Origin of the sequence: Candidatus Clostridium eludens, assembly GCF_045310515.1 — a bacterium.
Classification (GTDB): domain Bacteria; phylum Bacillota; class Clostridia; order Clostridiales; family Clostridiaceae; genus Clostridium_B; species Clostridium_B eludens.
In genome coordinates this window covers 73151-90846 of the sequence record NZ_JBJHZX010000008.1, presented here as the reverse complement: position 1 = coordinate 90846, position 17696 = coordinate 73151, and the positions used below count along the sequence as shown (strand labels likewise).

Here is a 17696-nt window from a genome sequence, read left to right as displayed (position 1 = left end):
ATAATTCATGGAGGAGAGGAATATGCAAAATATATTTACCAATGAAACTCTAAAAAATATTAAGCAACGCAGAAGCATAAGAAGTTTTAAAGATGAACAAATAAAAGATGAAGAATTACAGGTAGTGCTAGAAGCGGGGCTATATGCACCTAATGCTGGAAATCAACCATGGCATTTCACAGCCATTCAAAACAAGGAAATCCTTAACAAATTAAATATTTTGGCAAAGGAAGCAGCAAAGCAGATGGGCGGACCATTAGCAGCATTGGGTAACGATGAACAATTCCATTGTATGTATAACGCACCGACACTGATAATAGTGTCAGGTGATGAACAAAGCATATGTCCTGAAGTGGATTGTGCTGCTGCTACACAAAATCTGCTAATAGCCGCAGAATCCATCGGCTTAGGGTCGTGTTGGATTTTTTTTGTTACGCTTGCATTTGCCTCATCACAAGCTGCTGAATTGAGAAGAGAATTACAAATACAAGATGGCTACAAACCCTATTATGCGGCTGTATTTGGATATAAAAATGCTGCGGCAGTTAGTATACCAGAAAGAAATTCTAACCTCATTACATATATTAAATAACTTTATTTGTAAGTATATAAAAATAATATAATGGGTAGTTATTGAAGCTTCGTAACATTATTAACTTGTGTTACAAGCGTAAAAAAATGAGAGGTGAATATACTTTAGGAGGTGTATAATGAATTACAATTTTGATGATATAACAATTTCAAATACGTGGATAAAAATTAAAAAAATAGAATACGGTTGGTCATCTGATGAAAAATATTACATAGAAGATAATAAAAATATGAAATACTTACTTCGTATATCTACTGCTGATACTTATGAACAAAAAAAGAAAGAATTTGAGGTCATTAAGAAATTTAATACACTTGATTTTCAAATGTCCAGAGCCATAGGATTTGGGTATTTTAATGAGCATAAAAATGTTTATATGCTTTTAAGTTGGATAGAAGGTCATTCACTTGAAGAGAAGTTACATTCTTTACCTCAAATAGAACAATATCGACTTGGATTACATTCAGGTGAAATTTTAAAACAAATTCATAGTATTCCAGTTGAACCACAAGATGTTCCTTCGGTAAATAAAATTTCTAAAAAGTTATTACAGTTACAAAGGTATGAAGATTCATCTGTCCGAATTCCAAATGATGAAACTGCCATAGCATTTGTAAAAAACAATATTGATATGTTGTGCAAGTCATCGCCTGTTTATGAACACGGTGACTTTCATGTGGGAAATTTAATATATACACCTGATAAAACAATTGGAGTTATAGATTTTAACCGTTGGGAATGCGGTGATAAATATGAAGAGTTTTACAAGATTCAAAGTTTTGATGTAGAACATAGTATTGCGTTCTCAGTAGGAGAAATTCAAGGATACTTTGATGGAGACCCTACAATTGATTTTTGGAAAGTACAGGCGGTGTATGTGGCACATGCGTCTTTGTATTCAATTAAATGGGCAGAAAAATTTGGACAAAAAGAAGTTGATGGAATGACCAAACGTTGTCTTGAAGCGTTCACTCATTACGATAATTTCAACTTAATAATTCCAAAATGGTATTTACAAAATAAAGATAAATACAGATTTAAATTATAGGAGATTTAAGTGTAAATACTACCTTAACATAATTTTTTGCATATCAAAAAGATTCATGTATTTATAATTTTTTTCAAGGCATGAATTCTAATTTTATGTATACAGTTTATACATTCTCGTTAAAATTTTACAGTTCTTTTTAGTATTTTTAAAGACTTTTTTCTCCTTTGCTAAGCCTGATCTTTAGTAAGTTTATAGGCTACCAGACTTACTTTACTCTTATTGCTGTGTTGCATGTATAAGCGGCATAAAAATGTCGTCTACAATCTCTTCTATGGCCTCGTCGGATACGGGTTCCAGCTTTGTAATCAGCTCGCACTGCAGCAGAGCCAACGGCAATGAGATAATTCGGGGCGTTAGCTTCTCAGGGCTGATCTCACCGCGAAGTACCGCGTTTTTCAAAATTGCCGTCATAGCCGTCGTTATCTTACTCTCTGATCTCCGCTCTATGATTTGCGGCATGGATGCGATTATATTGCGCCACACCACTGGTTCCATCATAAGTCCCCTCATCGTCTCCGCGCCGATTGTTTTCAGCGGTTCAACACGTGAATGCAGATAGGTATACACATCGCTGCGCAGGTTTCCGGTATTTGGTATCTCATTTGTAATTTTGGGAAAATAATATTTACGCAGGGCGGCAATCACAAGCTCAGACTTATCGGACCAGCGGCGATAAAGGACGGATTTATTTGTCCCCGCCCGCGTTGCGATACTTTCCATCGTCATATTCGTATAGCCGGCTTCGGAGAGCTCCTCCCATGCGGCAAGCAGGATTGCCTCTTCCAGGATTTCTCCGCGGCGGCGCGTACCTTTCTTTCGTTCATCCATGTTTTATTTCCCTCCAAGCCTCAACAATAAATGTACCTCTGTCGTATGTACATAAAAAACTTCAAGTTTCCTATTGACAAAGATCTGTATTTATTATATCATAGCTTTAAAAGAAACACAACGTTTCTTATTATGGCTATGAAAGGAGTTTTCTCATGAGTACAGAGAATGTAAAACCAAAAAAAGAAAAGCTCGACCCGATGGTGCTCAGGGTTGCCATTATTCTTGTTGTCGGCGCGCTTGCGCCGCTGTTCGATTCGACCATGGTCAACGTAGCAATCCATACAATCGGGACCGATATGAAAGCAACCACTTCTGTAATACAGTGGCTCACCACGGGATACGTTCTTGCCATGGGACTGACCGTTCCGATTTCCGGCTGGGCCTCCAAACGATTTGGATGCAAACGTTCATATATTTTTTCATTGGTGATTTTTTTAATCGGCTCCGTGTGCTCTGTGCTGTCATGGAACATCGAAAGCCTGATTGTTTTTCGGGTCATTCAGGGTATCGGCGCCGGGTTGCTGATGCCGGTACTGCAAACGGAGCTTGTACAGGTTTCCGGCGGACGCAATCTTGGGCAGATCATGTCCATCATCAGCATTCCCGCGCTGCTCGGGCCGATTCTCGGCCCGGTGTTAGGAGGAATTATTGTCAACAGTTTGAATTGGCGTGCCATCTTCTGGGTTAATATTCCCATCTGCATCGTGGCGATTCCGTTAGCCATGTGGGGAATACCGCACGACAAGCTTTCGGAAAAGAAAGCATCCCTTGATGTGATCGGCATGCTTTTGCTTTCCCCCGCGTTTGCCCTTCTGATTTACGGAATTGCTCAGGTTGCTACGCACGGAGGATTGAGCCACAGCGCAGTCTATGTTCCTATTATCATCGGCGTCGTTTTGATGGCGGCTTATGTCGTCTATGCTCTGAATACGAAACGGGAACCGGCTCTGAATGTGCGGTTGTTTAAATCAGTCAATTTTTCCGCTTCCAATATCCTGCTGATTCTGTGCGGCATCATTACGAACGGGGCCATGCTTATGCTTCCGCTCTATTACCAGGAGGTATGTGGTGCAAGCGTCTTATATGCTGGGCTATGGCTGATTCCGCAGGGCGTAGGCATGCTGCTGACCAGAAGCTGGGTCGGCAAGATAGCCGACCGTGACGGCGCACGCAATATTGTGCTGATGAGCCTCGCTGCAATTGCCATCGGTACGCTGCCCTTTGCTTTTGCCAATGCGGATACGAATATGATTCTTCTGGCTATCGCCCTGTTGATCAGAGGGGCGGGACTTGGCGGCTTGCTGATTGCAATTATGATGTCCGCTTATATCGGACTTCAAAGAGAGCAGGTTCCTCACGCCAGCACCGCCACAAGGATCTTTCAGACTATCGGAGGGGCTTTCGGGTCGGCTATTCTTGCAACCGTTGCTCAGCAGAGGATGGCGGGCCACGTCGGCTCCGATCTTCATGCGATTGCTCATTCCTTCAACGTCTCTTTCTGGTGGGCAATTGGTTTTACTGTGGTTGCTGCGATCCCCACGCTGTTCTTGACAATGCGTAAAAAATCAGGACCGGAAGCGGCTCCACAGGAAACAGGTTCACAGGCAGACGGACAGCAGTAAAAGCAACATGAAACAATTTGGATTTTCTCGAAGTTATAGAAGTTCGAAAATTATTTTATTCAAATAAAGATAAATACCAAATGAAATAATGTGTACCGAATAAGCATAATATGAAGTTGCGTTTATATAAATATATATCGGGTGTGCCGTCAATATTTTCCAACAAAACCCACGTTATGGGATTAATTTGTTTAGCGTGGGATTTTGGCTGCACTCCTAAATGAAAAAACATCAGAGTACTGATGTTTTTTATTGCTATTTTTAATTATTATACTTATATTTCCAATTATCCAACCAAGCTGCATAAGACATTCCATCTCCTTCAGTGGTAAACTTTTTAATAAATGATTCTATTATTGGAGTTAAATAAGTTTTAACCACTGTACCATTACTATCAATTGTTGCATTGAATTTTATTATCCATGATTTATCATCTTTCACGTCATTTTGTTGTTGAGAGTCTTTTGTATTGGTTATATTTCATATCACCTTTTTATTTTCTTTGGCTTCAGTACAAAACTCTTTAAAATAATTAACATATTTTACATTAGATTGTTCTGTTTTTTGATCTATATAGCCGTTTGCAAGCAAAATTGCATTAAACATTTTAGTTTTAACTTCATCTTCATTTATTTCCGTAGGTAATGAAAGCCATACATACCTCAATAAATATCCTGAGTATCTGTCTGTATCTTCAACATCACTTTCAAGATATACAGTTTCACCCAATAATTGCGACTCTGTATAATTTGAAGATTCTGGTGCATATAACTGGTACATAATTGCTTTTTCAGTTCTAGGAGTAACTATCTCTATAAGGCTAACTGTTTTATATTCTCCATTTTGTAATGTTACACCTATGGTAGTACCGTCAATAGCACGAGTAACTGTAGCCTTTTCAAAATTTGATATAACTGATTTATAATTTTTTTATTTTTCAATTATAACCCCCCTGATACATTTTATTTGAGTATTAAACAAATTAAAGCATCAGTTATATTATACCGCAATATACTTATTTAATAAAAAAAGAGAATGGAAAGTCAGGCCTATGATTTCAATTACAGGAAGGACTATTTAAAGCGTTAATAAATCACTGGCTTGTAAGAGTGAGTCTAATGTTCATTAGGTCAATTAATCAATAAATCTAGATATACAAATGTTTGTTGACAGCTGAATAATGTGGTGTAAAGGTAAAAAAGTTTATCTTGCTTAGTGATTTGGTAGAATAATTTGAATTATATGATATAATTACCAAAAAGGGGGATGAATAAATTGAAAAACAAAATTTTAATAGTAATTTTTTTTAGCACTTTTTTATTGATTGCATCTAATGTACAAGCAGTAAGCTTTACTGACAATCAAACGGTAGAGGCTAATAAAACATGGACTATTAAATTTAATAGTGATGTTGAACTTGACGATGTATCTAAACAAGGGATAACTGTTACTAATAGTAAAGATAATACGGTAAATGTAGGTATTCAATTAGGAGATGATAGTAGAACAGTTATAGTAAATGCTCCAGATGGTGGATACACAGCAGGAGAAAGTTATACGTTAAATGTTGGAATTAAGGTACATTCCAGTAAAGGTAAGCTATTAAAGAATGAATACAAACTACATTTTAGTATTAAAAATAATACTAATGGTGGTGAGATAGTAACCTTTAAAGATAAAAACTTGGAGCAAGCCATAAGAAATACAATAAATAAATCAAATGGAGATATTTATGAAAGTGATGTTGAAAAAATAACAGAATTAAATGCGGAATATTACGGAGTTCAAGATATTAGCGGCATAGAGAAACTACTTAATTTACAACTACTTAATTTGGGTGGCAATGAAATTAGCAGCATAAATGTATTAAAAAACTTAACTAATTTAAAACAGCTTACTTTAGGTAACAATAAAATTAATGATATAAGTGTGTTAAACAGCTTAGTTAATTTACAAACGCTTGATTTAAGCTACAACCGAATAAGTGATATAAGTGTATTAAAAGATTTACCTGGTTTACAATGGCTTGCTTTGTTTAATAATCCAATTAGTGATACGGATATACAATCTTTAAAAGATGCCTTACCTGGGTGCGAGATTAATGAGATTTTAGTTAAAAAACCAAATATATATTTGTATCCAGAGAAAACTGAAGAAGTATCAGTAAATGTTATCCCTAAAGGTAAGATAACTAAATCAATTCCCCAATATAATGAAGTATGGAAAGTAACAGTTGACCCAAGTGGAAAGATTGATAATACTTATGATTTTTTATTTTATGAAGCTTCACTTAATTATCAATTTACATTAAACAAAGGTTGGATTATAAATAAAGGCAGCTTTAATGAACAAATGAATAGTATATTGGCTTCTATAGGTTTAAATTCAAAAGAAAAAGCTGATTTTATTGAATACTGGTCAAAAGAGTTGAAATGGAAAAGCAGCAGATATGCAGCCTATTATCTTGATCCTAAAGAAATAAATGAAGCAATTAAGCTTAATTTATCTAAAGAACCGGATTCAATTTTAAGAGCTTATTTTTATTTCGTACCTCTTAATGATAATGAAAATCTAGAAATTAAAAACCCAGAAATAAAAGCGTTTAAACGTAATGGATTTACTGTCGTAGAATGGGGCGGTATTTCAAATTAATCAAGGTAATCTTCATTTTGTATACCACTACAGTGTAAATATTTATTTAACCTGTACAAAATAATATTGTAACAATTAGTGAATATAATATACCTATAGTAAAGTATATATCCCCTGGCGTTGCAGATATGTAAGTATGTGTCTAAGGTCGCAGGGAATGTTAAATATGACTGTGACCACTAAAATCTAATGCTGAATCCAAAAATCCAACCAATGTGAAAAATAAGTGCCACACCTAACCGGCACTTATTTTCATGTTTAAAGTATTCGAAAACTTAACCATTATTAGTTAAATATTCCTCATATTTTAATGCATCTTCTCTATTACCTTCACTATCTTTGCTGTCAAATTTCTTTTCTAACATTTTTCCATAGAAAATTCCTCTATTTTCTCCTTTATGTTCTCCAAATGCAGTTACGGTATATTCCATTGTCTTTCCTAATTTATTGTATATTTTTAAATCATAGGCCTCACCTTTATTTTCTATTTTGTTTTGTTTGTATATATGTAAACTCGGCATTTTTTTCATCCTCCTTTTAATTGTTTATTCCATTATATCAAAATATTTACAGTTTGTCCATATATTTTTTGTATATTAAACCTTAAAATAACACAACTAAATAATGAAAAATTATATTGACTGCATCGGTTTATGGTAGTATACTTATGTCATCATAAACCAATTCGGTCGATAAACTTTAAGGGGTGAGTTCTATGGAAAAATTTTTTAATTTGTCTGTAAAAAAACAAAATACAATTATAGATGCTGCACTTAAATCTTTTGCTGCCAATGGTTACAAGAAGACCTCCGTAAGCGACATTGCTGCTGCTGCGGGAATTTCAAAAGCAATGGTATTTCATTACTTCGGTACAAAGAAAGCCTTATATCTTTATTTAATTGAGCTGTGCGGCAATATCATTATGAAGGAAGTTGATGAGAAGTTTGATTATACCATTACTGATTTCTTTGATAGGATTAAACTTTCATCAAGTATTGAAATTTCAGTCATAAAAAAACATAATGCAATTCCAGCCTTTTTAACAAGTATGTATTTTGAAAATGACGAGGAAGTAAAAGAAGATATAAAATCCATTTTGGCGAAAGGTGAGGGGTTCAGAAACAAAATTGCTTTTGATGGAATGGATTGTTCCAGATTTAAGGAAGGTATTGATCCAAAGTTGGTTATGAAGATGCTTCTTTGGCTTACTGATGGGTATATGAATCAGTTATCAAGTAAGACAGAAATTGATTATGAAAGTTTTTTTAAAGAATTTGAGGAATGCATGGATTTACTTAGAAACAATTTTTATAAGGAGGAATATGTATGAGTTCATATGTGTTAGGTTTTCAAGAAATTGATAAATCAAAGCTCCTGGTAGTTGGAGGCAAAGGCGCCAATCTTGGGGAATTGTCTAAAATTGAGGGAATAGGTGTTCCAGGTGGTTTTTGTATAACTACTGAAGCATATAAAAGAATTGTTGATAGCAATCCCAAATTTAATGTATTGATTGATGAATTAGCTCTTTTAAAGGCAGATGACAGAGGGAAAATCGGCCAGCTCAGCAAAAAAATTCGCGGGGTTATAGAAGGTATGGACATTTCAGGGGATATTACAGAAGAGGTATCGCAATATGTTTCAAAGTTTGGAGAAAAAAATGCTTATGCCGTGCGTTCAAGTGCTACAGCAGAGGATTTGCCCCTGGCTTCCTTTGCAGGTCAGCAGGATACCTATCTAAACATTATGGGAAAAGACAACATACTGGAGTATATTAAAAAGTGCTGGGCATCACTTTACACAGACAGGGCAGTGATTTATCGTATACAAAATGATTTTGATCACCGCAAAGTTTATCTATCTGTAGTAATACAGAAGATGGTTTTTCCACAAGCTTCAGGAATAATGTTTACTGCAGATCCTGTCACCGCAAACAGAAAGGTTATATCCATCGATGCAAGCTTTGGGCTTGGGGAGGCTCTTGTGTCCGGTCTAGTAAATCCAGATATCTATAAAGTACGGCAGGGCAGAATACTAGATAAAAAGATATCAACTAAGAAACTGGCAATCTATGCACTGGATACAGGGGGTACAAAGGAGCAAGGGATTGAAGCTGCACAGCAGAATAAGCAAACACTTTCGGATGATCAGATTTTACAACTGGAGAGTATGGGCAGAAAGATTGAGGCGTATTTTGGATGTCCACAAGATATAGAATGGTGCTTTTATGAAGGTAAATTCTATATTGTTCAGAGCCGGCCTATTACTACATTATATCCTATGCCTCCGGAAACTGAGGATGGGAAGAATCATGTGTATATTTCATTTGGACACCGCCAGATGATGACTGAAGCTATGAAGCCGCTGGGAATGTCGCTTTTCCAGACTTTATTCAAACAGATGATAAACAGCGTTATGAGTGAGATGGGTGGAAGACTTTATATAGATGTATCTCGTGAAATTTCTTCACCTTTTGGCAGGATGACATTTATAAAAGGTCTTGATACGGTGGATGTTCTAATGAAGAGTGCTATTATTAATCTGACGAAACGAAAGGATTTTATGAAAACTCTGTATAAGGGAAAGACAGCTATGCCATCAAAATCATTATGGGTGAAATGGTTAAACCTTACCATAAAAGACTATAGGGCAAACGACCCAGCCATAGTGGAAAGCCTAATGAATAATAATAAGGCTTTGATGCTGGAACTTGAGCAGGGGATTACTAAAGTTTCGGGAAATGAACTGTTCGATTTTATTCTAAAGTGCATGAAGGAAATAAAAAATACTATTTTCAATAGTTATGGAGTGGTTTTTGCGGGAGCCTATGCCTCTTATTGGATAAACAAAAATATTCAAAAATGGCTGGGTGAAAAAAATGTAGCTGACATCCTTGCTCAATCCGTATCTAATAATGTTACATCTGAAATGGGGCTTGAGCTTTTAGATGTAGCGGACGTTGTCAGGCAGTATTCGGAAGTGATTGAATATTTCCAGCAGCCGAAAGAAGCTACTTTTTTTGAAGATTTGAGCAAATTAGAAGGTGGCCTAGCGGTTACTAATTCAATTAAAGCATATCTTAAGAAATATGGTATGCGCTGCTCAGCGGAAATTGATATAACAAGAACCAGATGGAATGAAAGACCTACTATACTTGTTCCTGTTATTCTAAGTAATATCAAAGCTTTTGAACCAAATGCACACAGCATTAAATTTGAGCAGGGACTGAAGGAAGCAAAGCAGAAGGAGAAGGAAATCCTAAGTAGTCTTGAGAAATTGCCTGGAGGAAAAAGAAAAGCCAAGAAGACAAAAAAGGCAATCAGTGTTTTACGTAACTATGCCGGCTACAGGGAATTCAACAAATATGTCCTCATATGGTTTGATTGGATTATCAAACAGGCGTTAATGAAAGAAGCTGATATTTTAGTCCATAAGAATATAATAGAGAATAGAGAAGATATATATTACCTGACTTTTGATGAAATTAGGGATGTTGTTAAAATAAATAGGCTGGATTACAGTATTATAACTAAGAGGAAAGAAGAATATAAAATCTTTGAAAAACTTACACCTCCTCGTGTGATAACATCTGAAGGAGAGATTATATCTGGTGGATATGATACCAGTAAAATACCTGAAGGTGCCTTAGCAGGAGTACCTGTTTCCTCAGGTGTTGTGGAAGGACGTGCAAGAGTTGTTTTAAAAATGGAGGATGCCAATATAGAGGAAGGAGATATTTTAGTCACAACATTTACTGATCCTAGCTGGACTCCGCTATTTGTATCGATTAAGGGCTTGGTTACCGAAGTAGGGGGGATGATGACCCACGGGGCTGTTGTTGCAAGAGAATATGGCTTACCTGCAGTGGTAAGTGTTGAGAATGCTACAAAATTGATTAAAGACGGACAGAAAATAAGGATAAATGGAAAAGAAGGATATGTAGAAATTCTGTGATGAACAAGTTAAAAATATGAAATGCTAAGGGAGGTATGCCTTTAGGTGCGCTAATATATGGAATTGTCCTTAACAGGGTCTCTGTATATTGGACAATAATTACAGCCGTTTTGTTAATGATGTTAGTTCTATTTGTATTTCTGGTTCCAATCTTGAAAAATCATGAATTGTAATAAAAATGCCATAAAAATTATGGCATTTTAAATATAAATTGGTAATGTGTTCCAATGGATTAATTACCTATAAGAAAGTCTAAAATATTCCATCCAGCTGAAGACTGAGTTTTGTATAGTTCCGTATATCCACATCTTTTACAACTAATGGTAGTAAATTTCTTATTTTGTATATCAAATATTTTTGAAAGATTTCCTCCAGTAGCTTGAAATTGGTCTGATTCATATTCCATGCTGCCGCATTTTGGGCAGATATACTGTTTCTTTTCCATTTTCTATTTTCAACCTCCCCTTAATCTTTATATGCTTCTAAAATAATTATATCATGTAATAATAATATTATTCATCGCATTTTAAGTAGAAAAAATCAATAAAGTTTTTGTTGAAGTTTGTCGATATTAATATAAGATTAAAATGTAGAACATTCATATTAAGATAATTAAGTATAGCAATTTATTTATCCGAACGCTACCATTGCTAATACCACCATCTTTTTCAAAGTGGAGGATAAGCACTGCTACGCGCCTGGATAAGTTCTTCTAAGGTTAGATGGAGAAAAGCATTACTTATGGGCGAACTCCATCTGAACCTAAGAATCACTTGATAGAATAATACATTGATTTGATTTTGCAGGAATGAGATTAAGAGTATGAAAATAGTATATGGTAATGGAGGTATGTTATGCTTTTCCTAACAAGAAAAAAAGATCAGCTGATTTTGAAAATTAATGAAAAAGACAAATTTAAATATGAATGTATTAAAACATGTGCGATATATTTTATAGTAGGTTTTTTATGGATTTATATTTCCAATATAATTGTAAGTGAATTTACTACAAATAAAGATATGCAGCTAATTACAAGCACATCTAAAGGGTGGCTATATGTTGTTGTTACTTCAATTATTCTTTATTTATTGATGAATAATGTCCTAAAAAAAATTCATTTGACTGGAATAAAACTTAATAAAAGCTATGAAGAATTATCTGTGTCTAATAAGGCACTAAAAGTTCAATTTAATCAAATTATTGAAAGCCAGGAAAAGTACAAAGCTCTTGTAAATGAGATGCAGCAGGGATTAGCACTTTTTCAAAGTAGTGTTAATGAGAAGAGAGAAATTATAAATTTTAAATTTTTGGATATAAATAAGAGTTGTGAAAGATTAATGGGACTAAAAAAGAAAAATATCTTAGGGAAAAATATTTTTGAGATATTTCCTAGTATAGAAAAAACTTTAGGTGAAAAATTTAAATATGTAGCAGAAACAGGTGAATCTATACACTGTGAACAGTATATACAAGGCATAGGTAAATATTATGAAATAATAGCTTATAGGCTCCAAAAATCACAACTTGCAGTAATTACTACGGATATTACTGCAAGAAAACAAATGGAACATGAGTTGCATTACTTGCAGTATTTAAGCTACCATGACCAATTAACAGGTTTATATAACAGAAGATTTTTTGAAGAGGAGCTAAATCGACTGGATGTGCAGAGAAATCTTCCTTTGACTATTGTTATGGCAGATGTTAATAGGTTAAAGTTTATTAATGATTCCTTTGGTCATGTTATGGGAGATGAAGTTCTTAAAAAAGTATCGGAAGTAATGACAAAAGGATGCCGGACTGATGATATTATTGCTAGATTTGGCGGAGATGAATTTGTTATTTTATTACCAAAAACAAATGCCTATGAAACAGAAAAAATTATTAAGCGTATAGAGAATATAGCTTCAAAAGAAAAAATAGGTTCTGTTGATATAGATATTTCTTTTGGATATGAAACTAAGAAGAATGAAGGAGAAAAAACTGAGGTAATTTTGAAAAAAGCTGATGATAATATGTATAAGAGAAAGTATGAAGGAGCCAAGTTGTAACTTGGCTCCTAAGAATCACTTGATAATTTAAACACATTTGTAAGCTTGTTCATATCTTCAGACAGGATAACTAATTTGTCAGAGGTATTGTCAATTTTGTTAAAGAGTGTCTCTTGTGTATTAAGTTTTTCTTTAATGTTATTTGAAAGATTAATACCAGATTCAATAGTTAAGTTTATATCGTCTATGGTTGCAGTCATTTCTTCCAGGGAAGCTGCCTGATTTGTAACTCCGTCAGTTATGTCCTTCAACATGGTGAAGGTATTTTCCATACTGTCAATAATTTTATCTATATTTGTCTTTACTTCATTTGATTTGGTGACACCAAGTTCTACTTTTTCTTCCGTTGTTGCAACAGCGGAGACTACATTGTTAGTTTTTGTATTCATATCCTTAATAAGGTGACCAATATCCTGTAGGGATTTATTTGTATCCTCAGCAAGTTTTCTTATTTCTTCAGCTACTACAGAAAAACCTTTGCCTGCTTCTCCAGCTCTGGCAGCCTCAATAGCTGCATTTAAGGCTAAAAGATTTGTCTGTTCTGAAATTTGAGAAATAATATTGACAATTTCATTAATTTTGTTGCTCTGATCTTCAAGTCCAAGTACTTCACTGCTTACATTTTTTGAATTTGCTGCAAGTTCATTTATAGCTCCTACGATGGAATTAACAGAGTCTTTACCATCCTCGGCAGCATCTTTTACTGCTCTTGTATATTCTGCAATTTTTAAAGCAAGTTCTGCAGTTTCCTGTGAATTATCAGTAATTCCAGACAATGCAGCTGAAGCTTGTTTTATATTTTCACCATTTTGGTGGAAATCAGATATAAGGTTCTTTGCTCCTTCATTAATTTCACTTACCTGAGTGCTGGCTTGTACAATTACATTATTTAAATCTTCAGAGGATAGGGTAACCTTTTTAGAAGATTCTTGTATTGAAGATATAAGATTTTTTAAATTATTTTTTGCTTTTAAAAGGGATTGTATCATCTGACCTGCTTCTCCATATTGAATGGCTTCAACATTAATGGAAAGATCATTGTTGGCAATTGAATCTGCAAGCAAAATACCCTTTTTTAAAGGTCTTATAAGAAGAAATTCTGATAGTAATGCTGCAAGTACTTCAAAGATTATGAAGAATATTATAGCCTTAATAATAACCTGTCCAGATATTATGTGAAAAGGATTATGATAAAGGTTATAGGATAAGTTAAGTGTTATAGATATGTTTGAAATAAACATTGCAAAAAAAACCAGAAGCATAATACGAATACGGATTGAAACATTTTTAACTTTATTCATAATATCATCCACCTGTCTTATGTAATTATTTTAGATAAAAGTATAAAATTCTAATTAAGCTATCAAAATAAATAACAAGTAAAATCATATTAATTAGTTATTTATTTGAATATGTCTTATACCTAATTTCGAATATTATATATAAACACTTTACACTATTTTAGACCAAAATCATAGCTAAAAACTGTAATTTGAACAGGAAATTTCATATGGATAAAATAAGAATAAACGGAATAGAGGAATATATATACTGAAGGAGCCTGAACAGTTTAAAAAGTGTTGACATTATATGATATGTTTTGGTTAATTCTTAAAAAATAGCTGCTATTTAATGTCTACATTATCAAGAATTACATTATATAGGTTAGCTACATGTTTTCCAAGTCGTTTAGTTAATTGCTTATCTATATCAAATTTTATGTCTGTTTTATTTTTGACTTCTTCTAATAAATCAGAATGAACTATAGTTGCTACAGCTAAATGTAAAGCGATTTCTTCTTTAGTCAAAGTACCATCCCCTTTCTTTTTTGAAGCTTGTTCAGGCTTACTATATGTATATTCTGTGAAATGATTCAAAATTCTTTTTTAAGGAACATTATATGGTAAACATTTATTTAACGTATACAAAATAATATCATAACAATTGGTGGGTATAATAATACTTGTCACAATGATACTTAAATTTAAAGCATAGCAAAATTATATAAACCATATGCACCGCAAATAGGCAGTTAGCATTCTAACTGCTTATTCTCGGTGTATGAAACACCTGTCATGAACTAAAATATTAAATCTATTTTATGACTTTCCATAAATTTAACATATTCATCTTTACAATTACAACAATTAGAGCAATTACAAAGTTTGTTGTCAATGAATTTTTTTATATCTTGCTTTAAAGATTGAAATGAGGACTTCAGCTTGTTATACTGATTTAGTGAATACCACAAAACTGCAATGTTGATTAAAGCCAAGATAAATATTGTTAGATCAAAAAATTCTAACCCATATATTTTTTTATTGGAAGCGTTGAAGGCTGCTGAAGCATAGTTAAAATATCTCTGATTAAATAAAGTTACATATAATACAAGCATTCCTGTAAGTGCGTAGGGAAGCATAAGGCTACTCTTTTTATTATCCAATTTACTTTTTAAATCTAAAAGTTTTTCAGTTTTCTTTTTTACAACATAACTTAAATTTAAGTTTTCCAACTATATGTACCTCCAGAATAATACTATATTAATATTATTATATATATGTATGATGTATTCATATTTCACCTGTTTTTATAGCTGCTTCCAAATATCCATTCAATTTCCTGGTGTATTTTTTATAGAAATGCACAAACTTTAAGTGTAAGCAGTAAAGATTACTATAAAAAGGAGTGTTGATTATGGCACGTAACAGTAATAATTTAGTAGTCCCAGAAGCTAGAGAAGCTTTAAATAGGTTTAAAATGGAATCAGCTCAGGAAGTTGGCGTAAATTTAAAGAATGGCTATAATGGAGATTTAACTGCCAGAGAAGCTGGTTCTATAGGTGGAAATATGGTTAAGAAAATGGTTGAAGCTTATGAACAGGATTTAAAGTAAGATGTAATAAAAAGCCTGTAGCCTTAAATAAGGCTGCAGGCTTTGTTTTAATATATATCAAGTGATTCTTAGGTTCAGATGGAGTTTTCTTATAGGGACGACTCTCTCCAACTGAACCTTAGAAGAACTTATCCAGGCGCGTAGCAGTGCTTATCCCCCCACTTTGATAGAAGATGGGGTGTTAGCAATGGTAGCGATCGGATAAATCTCAGAATTTTCAGAGCATGGATTGTCCATATTTATACATAAGGTGTAAATGTATGTAATTAGGTAAAATGCGTATTTTTAGATAGTTTTTATGATAAAATTTATTCCAAATTACATTTTAGAGCGAGGATAATACATGATTACAAGATGTAGAAAATGCGTATTCAAAGATATGGAAGGAAATAAATATCCTTGTAATGATTGCAGTGAAATTATGGATATGAAGTGTACTAAATGTGTTAAAAATTATTTTAAACAAATGGCTGAATATGATGAAAATATTCAATCTAAAGAACGATTAAAGAAAAAATTAAATGAGATATTGACTCCTACAAATAATGAGATCCATGAGGAGTATAAAACTCTAGAGAATGGAAATGTTATGTTAACGGCTTTGTTAAATGATAATAAGGATATTGTAATATACCAGATATTAGATACGGGTAAAAAATTAATTAAAAATGTAGCCACACTGGATAAAAAGCTGTTATATAAATGGCTATAGCAAAATATTATTTAAGTTGAATTTGAAATAAATATAGAAAATGTATTGACAATTTTAATAAAAAATAATATACTTAATCAAAAGTTTGATAATGTAATAAAGTAAAGGCTGTGACGGAGATAAAAATATTCGATATATTAATTACAGAGAGCTGATATTAGGTGTAAGTCGGCATTAATATGAATATATAATGATCACTCTGGAGCCTCCAAGTTGAAAGGCTTTTGCCAAGTAAACAAGGACGTTTACCAGCGATATATGGTTAGGGTTCACGATGAAGACAGTTTTATTTGTTTTTCAAAGTTGATCTAATAATGAGTGACAATTGGTATATCTAATTGTAAATAAGGTGGTACCGCGGAAGTGTATCTCCCGTCCTTATGAGTATAAAATAAAATCATACTTATAAGGATGGGAGATTTTTTATTTATATTAAAATCTAAATAATGGAGGTATAGAACATGACACAACTAACAGAAATAAGATGGCATGGTCGAGGAGGACAAGGTGCTAAAACAGCTTCCCTGCTGTTGGCGGATGTTGCATTTAGCATAGGAAAATATGTACAGGGCTTTCCAGAGTATGGACCAGAAAGAATGGGAGCACCAATAACTGCATACAACAGGATTAGTGGAGAAAAAATACTTGTACATTCCAATATTTATGAACCTGATTATGTAGTAGTAGTAGATGATAGCCTTTTGGACGTGGTTGATGTTACAAAGGGTCTTAAAAAAGAGGGTGCAATTATAATAAACACAGAAAAGAGTCAGGAAGAAGTAAAAAAACACCTTAAGGGATATTCTGGTAACGTGTACATAATTAATGCTAGAGAAATATCGGAAGATTGTTTAGGTAAGTATTTTCCTAATACTCCTATGCTTGCAGCAGTAGTTAAGGTAAGTAAAGTAATGGATGAGAACACATTTATTGAACAAATGGGATCTTCTTTCAAACATAAATTTTCCTCAAAACCTGAGGTAATAGAAGGCAATATGAAGGCCTTAGAGAGGTCTTTGGAGGAGGTAAGAAAATAATGGGTAAAACAAAGATAAATGAAACAACTAAATGGAGAGAAATGACTAATGGGGGAAGTATATATTTAAGTGGTAATTCAAAAGAATTTATTACTGGCAGTTGGAGAGTAGACAAGCCTATATTTGTACAGGAAAAATGTAAGCAATGTTTATTATGTGCACCAGTTTGTCCGGACAGTTCTATACCCGTTAAGGAAGGTAAGAGATTAGATTTCGATTATGACCACTGCAAAGGCTGTGGAATATGCGCAAAGGCCTGTTCATTTGAAGCAATTAACATGGTAAAGGATGAAAAATAGGAGGGG

At 33.7% G+C, this 17696-nt stretch carries 19 protein-coding genes and 1 other annotated feature; of the genes, 11 read left to right on the top strand and 8 right to left on the bottom strand.

Annotated elements, in window-relative coordinates:
- Window positions 1–22 precede the first annotated feature (22 nt).
- Together ACJDU8_RS07385 and ACJDU8_RS07380 are read left to right on the top strand one after the other, a co-directional pair.
- A complete protein-coding gene (locus ACJDU8_RS07385; protein WP_406791507.1) occupies window positions 23–592 on the top strand; it encodes a nitroreductase family protein in 570 nt (189 codons plus the stop codon).
- Between the two features lie 118 nt (window positions 593–710).
- Window positions 711–1640, top strand: coding sequence for an aminoglycoside phosphotransferase family protein (locus ACJDU8_RS07380; protein ID WP_406791506.1), 930 nt, complete (start codon window positions 711–713; stop codon window positions 1638–1640).
- 219 nt (window positions 1641–1859) lie between these two features.
- Here the strand turns inward: ACJDU8_RS07380 and ACJDU8_RS07375 are convergent, their stop codons facing one another.
- Complete coding sequence (locus ACJDU8_RS07375; RefSeq protein WP_406791505.1) at window positions 1860–2471, bottom strand: TetR/AcrR family transcriptional regulator; 612 nt, start codon at window positions 2469–2471, stop codon at window positions 1860–1862.
- Window positions 2472–2626: 155 nt separating this feature from the next.
- On the opposite strand from ACJDU8_RS07375, the gene ACJDU8_RS07370 reads away from it, so the two are divergent.
- The gene (locus ACJDU8_RS07370) at window positions 2627–4096 is read left to right on the top strand and encodes an MDR family MFS transporter (RefSeq protein ID WP_406791504.1); all 1470 of its coding nucleotides are present in this window, start codon (window positions 2627–2629) and stop codon (window positions 4094–4096) included.
- Between the two features lie 261 nt (window positions 4097–4357).
- Here the strand turns inward: ACJDU8_RS07370 and ACJDU8_RS07365 are convergent, their stop codons facing one another.
- Window positions 4358–4537 carry a hypothetical protein gene (locus tag ACJDU8_RS07365; RefSeq protein WP_406791503.1) on the bottom strand — a complete coding sequence of 60 codons (180 nt, stop codon included), beginning with the start codon at window positions 4535–4537 and terminating at the stop codon, window positions 4358–4360.
- 39 nt (window positions 4538–4576) lie between these two features.
- Complete coding sequence (locus ACJDU8_RS07360) at window positions 4577–4912, bottom strand: thermonuclease family protein (protein ID WP_406791540.1); 336 nt, start codon at window positions 4910–4912, stop codon at window positions 4577–4579.
- 459 nt (window positions 4913–5371) lie between these two features.
- On the opposite strand from ACJDU8_RS07360, the gene ACJDU8_RS07355 reads away from it, so the two are divergent.
- On the top strand, window positions 5372–6748 hold the full coding sequence (locus tag ACJDU8_RS07355; protein WP_406791502.1) for a leucine-rich repeat domain-containing protein: 1377 nt from the start codon (window positions 5372–5374) through the stop codon (window positions 6746–6748).
- Between the two features lie 275 nt (window positions 6749–7023).
- Here ACJDU8_RS07355 and ACJDU8_RS07350 read toward each other — a convergent pair whose 3' ends face one another.
- A complete protein-coding gene (locus ACJDU8_RS07350; RefSeq protein WP_406791501.1) occupies window positions 7024–7269 on the bottom strand; it encodes a hypothetical protein in 246 nt (81 codons plus the stop codon).
- A gap of 194 nt (window positions 7270–7463) precedes the next feature.
- Between ACJDU8_RS07350 and ACJDU8_RS07345 the strand changes: the two genes are divergently transcribed.
- Together ACJDU8_RS07345 and ppsA are read left to right on the top strand one after the other, a co-directional pair.
- Window positions 7464–8078, top strand: coding sequence for a TetR/AcrR family transcriptional regulator (locus ACJDU8_RS07345; protein ID WP_406791500.1), 615 nt, complete (start codon window positions 7464–7466; stop codon window positions 8076–8078).
- Window positions 8075–10699, top strand: coding sequence for a phosphoenolpyruvate synthase (ppsA, locus tag ACJDU8_RS07340; RefSeq protein WP_406791499.1), 2625 nt, complete (start codon window positions 8075–8077; stop codon window positions 10697–10699). Before ACJDU8_RS07345 ends, ppsA begins: the two co-directional genes overlap by 4 nt.
- A 232-nt stretch (window positions 10700–10931) precedes the next feature.
- Here the strand turns inward: ppsA and ACJDU8_RS07335 are convergent, their stop codons facing one another.
- On the bottom strand, window positions 10932–11144 hold the full coding sequence (locus ACJDU8_RS07335) for a zinc ribbon domain-containing protein (RefSeq protein WP_406791498.1): 213 nt from the start codon (window positions 11142–11144) through the stop codon (window positions 10932–10934).
- Window positions 11145–11553: 409 nt separating this feature from the next.
- Here ACJDU8_RS07335 and ACJDU8_RS07330 point away from each other — a divergent pair, with 409 nt between their 5' ends.
- Window positions 11554–12750 (top strand): sensor domain-containing diguanylate cyclase, encoded by a 1197-nt coding sequence (locus ACJDU8_RS07330; RefSeq protein ID WP_406791497.1) that lies wholly within the window; start codon window positions 11554–11556, stop codon window positions 12748–12750.
- Window positions 12751–12758: 8 nt separating this feature from the next.
- Here ACJDU8_RS07330 and ACJDU8_RS07325 read toward each other — a convergent pair whose 3' ends face one another.
- The 3 genes from ACJDU8_RS07325 to ACJDU8_RS07315 form a co-directional block, all read right to left on the bottom strand.
- On the bottom strand, window positions 12759–14051 hold the full coding sequence (locus ACJDU8_RS07325) for a methyl-accepting chemotaxis protein (RefSeq protein ID WP_406791496.1): 1293 nt from the start codon (window positions 14049–14051) through the stop codon (window positions 12759–12761).
- A 324-nt stretch (window positions 14052–14375) separates the two neighbouring features.
- Window positions 14376–14558, bottom strand: a complete 183-nt coding sequence (locus ACJDU8_RS07320) for a hypothetical protein (RefSeq protein WP_406791495.1) — start codon at window positions 14556–14558, stop codon at window positions 14376–14378.
- A 272-nt stretch (window positions 14559–14830) separates the two neighbouring features.
- Window positions 14831–15262: a hypothetical protein gene (locus ACJDU8_RS07315; protein WP_406791494.1), complete on the bottom strand. Its 432-nt coding sequence runs from the start codon at window positions 15260–15262 to the stop codon at window positions 14831–14833.
- 182 nt (window positions 15263–15444) lie between these two features.
- Between ACJDU8_RS07315 and ACJDU8_RS07310 the strand changes: the two genes are divergently transcribed.
- The 4 genes from ACJDU8_RS07310 to ACJDU8_RS07295 all read left to right on the top strand — a co-directional run bounded on the left by ACJDU8_RS07310 (window position 15445) and on the right by ACJDU8_RS07295 (window position 17690).
- Entirely contained in the window at window positions 15445–15642 is a 198-nt protein-coding gene (locus ACJDU8_RS07310; protein WP_406791493.1) for an alpha/beta-type small acid-soluble spore protein, read from the top strand.
- Window positions 15643–15985: 343 nt separating this feature from the next.
- Window positions 15986–16354: a hypothetical protein gene (locus ACJDU8_RS07305; RefSeq protein WP_406791492.1), complete on the top strand. Its 369-nt coding sequence runs from the start codon at window positions 15986–15988 to the stop codon at window positions 16352–16354.
- Window positions 16355–16455: 101 nt separating this feature from the next.
- Window positions 16456–16737: a binding site (T-box leader), on the top strand.
- A 78-nt stretch (window positions 16738–16815) separates the two neighbouring features.
- The gene (locus ACJDU8_RS07300; RefSeq protein WP_406791491.1) at window positions 16816–17391 is read left to right on the top strand and encodes a 2-oxoacid:acceptor oxidoreductase family protein; all 576 of its coding nucleotides are present in this window, start codon (window positions 16816–16818) and stop codon (window positions 17389–17391) included.
- Window positions 17391–17690 (top strand): 4Fe-4S binding protein, encoded by a 300-nt coding sequence (locus tag ACJDU8_RS07295; protein ID WP_406791490.1) that lies wholly within the window; start codon window positions 17391–17393, stop codon window positions 17688–17690. The genes ACJDU8_RS07300 and ACJDU8_RS07295 overlap by 1 nt, the downstream gene beginning before the upstream one ends.
- The last annotated feature ends 6 nt before the right edge of the window (window positions 17691–17696 follow it).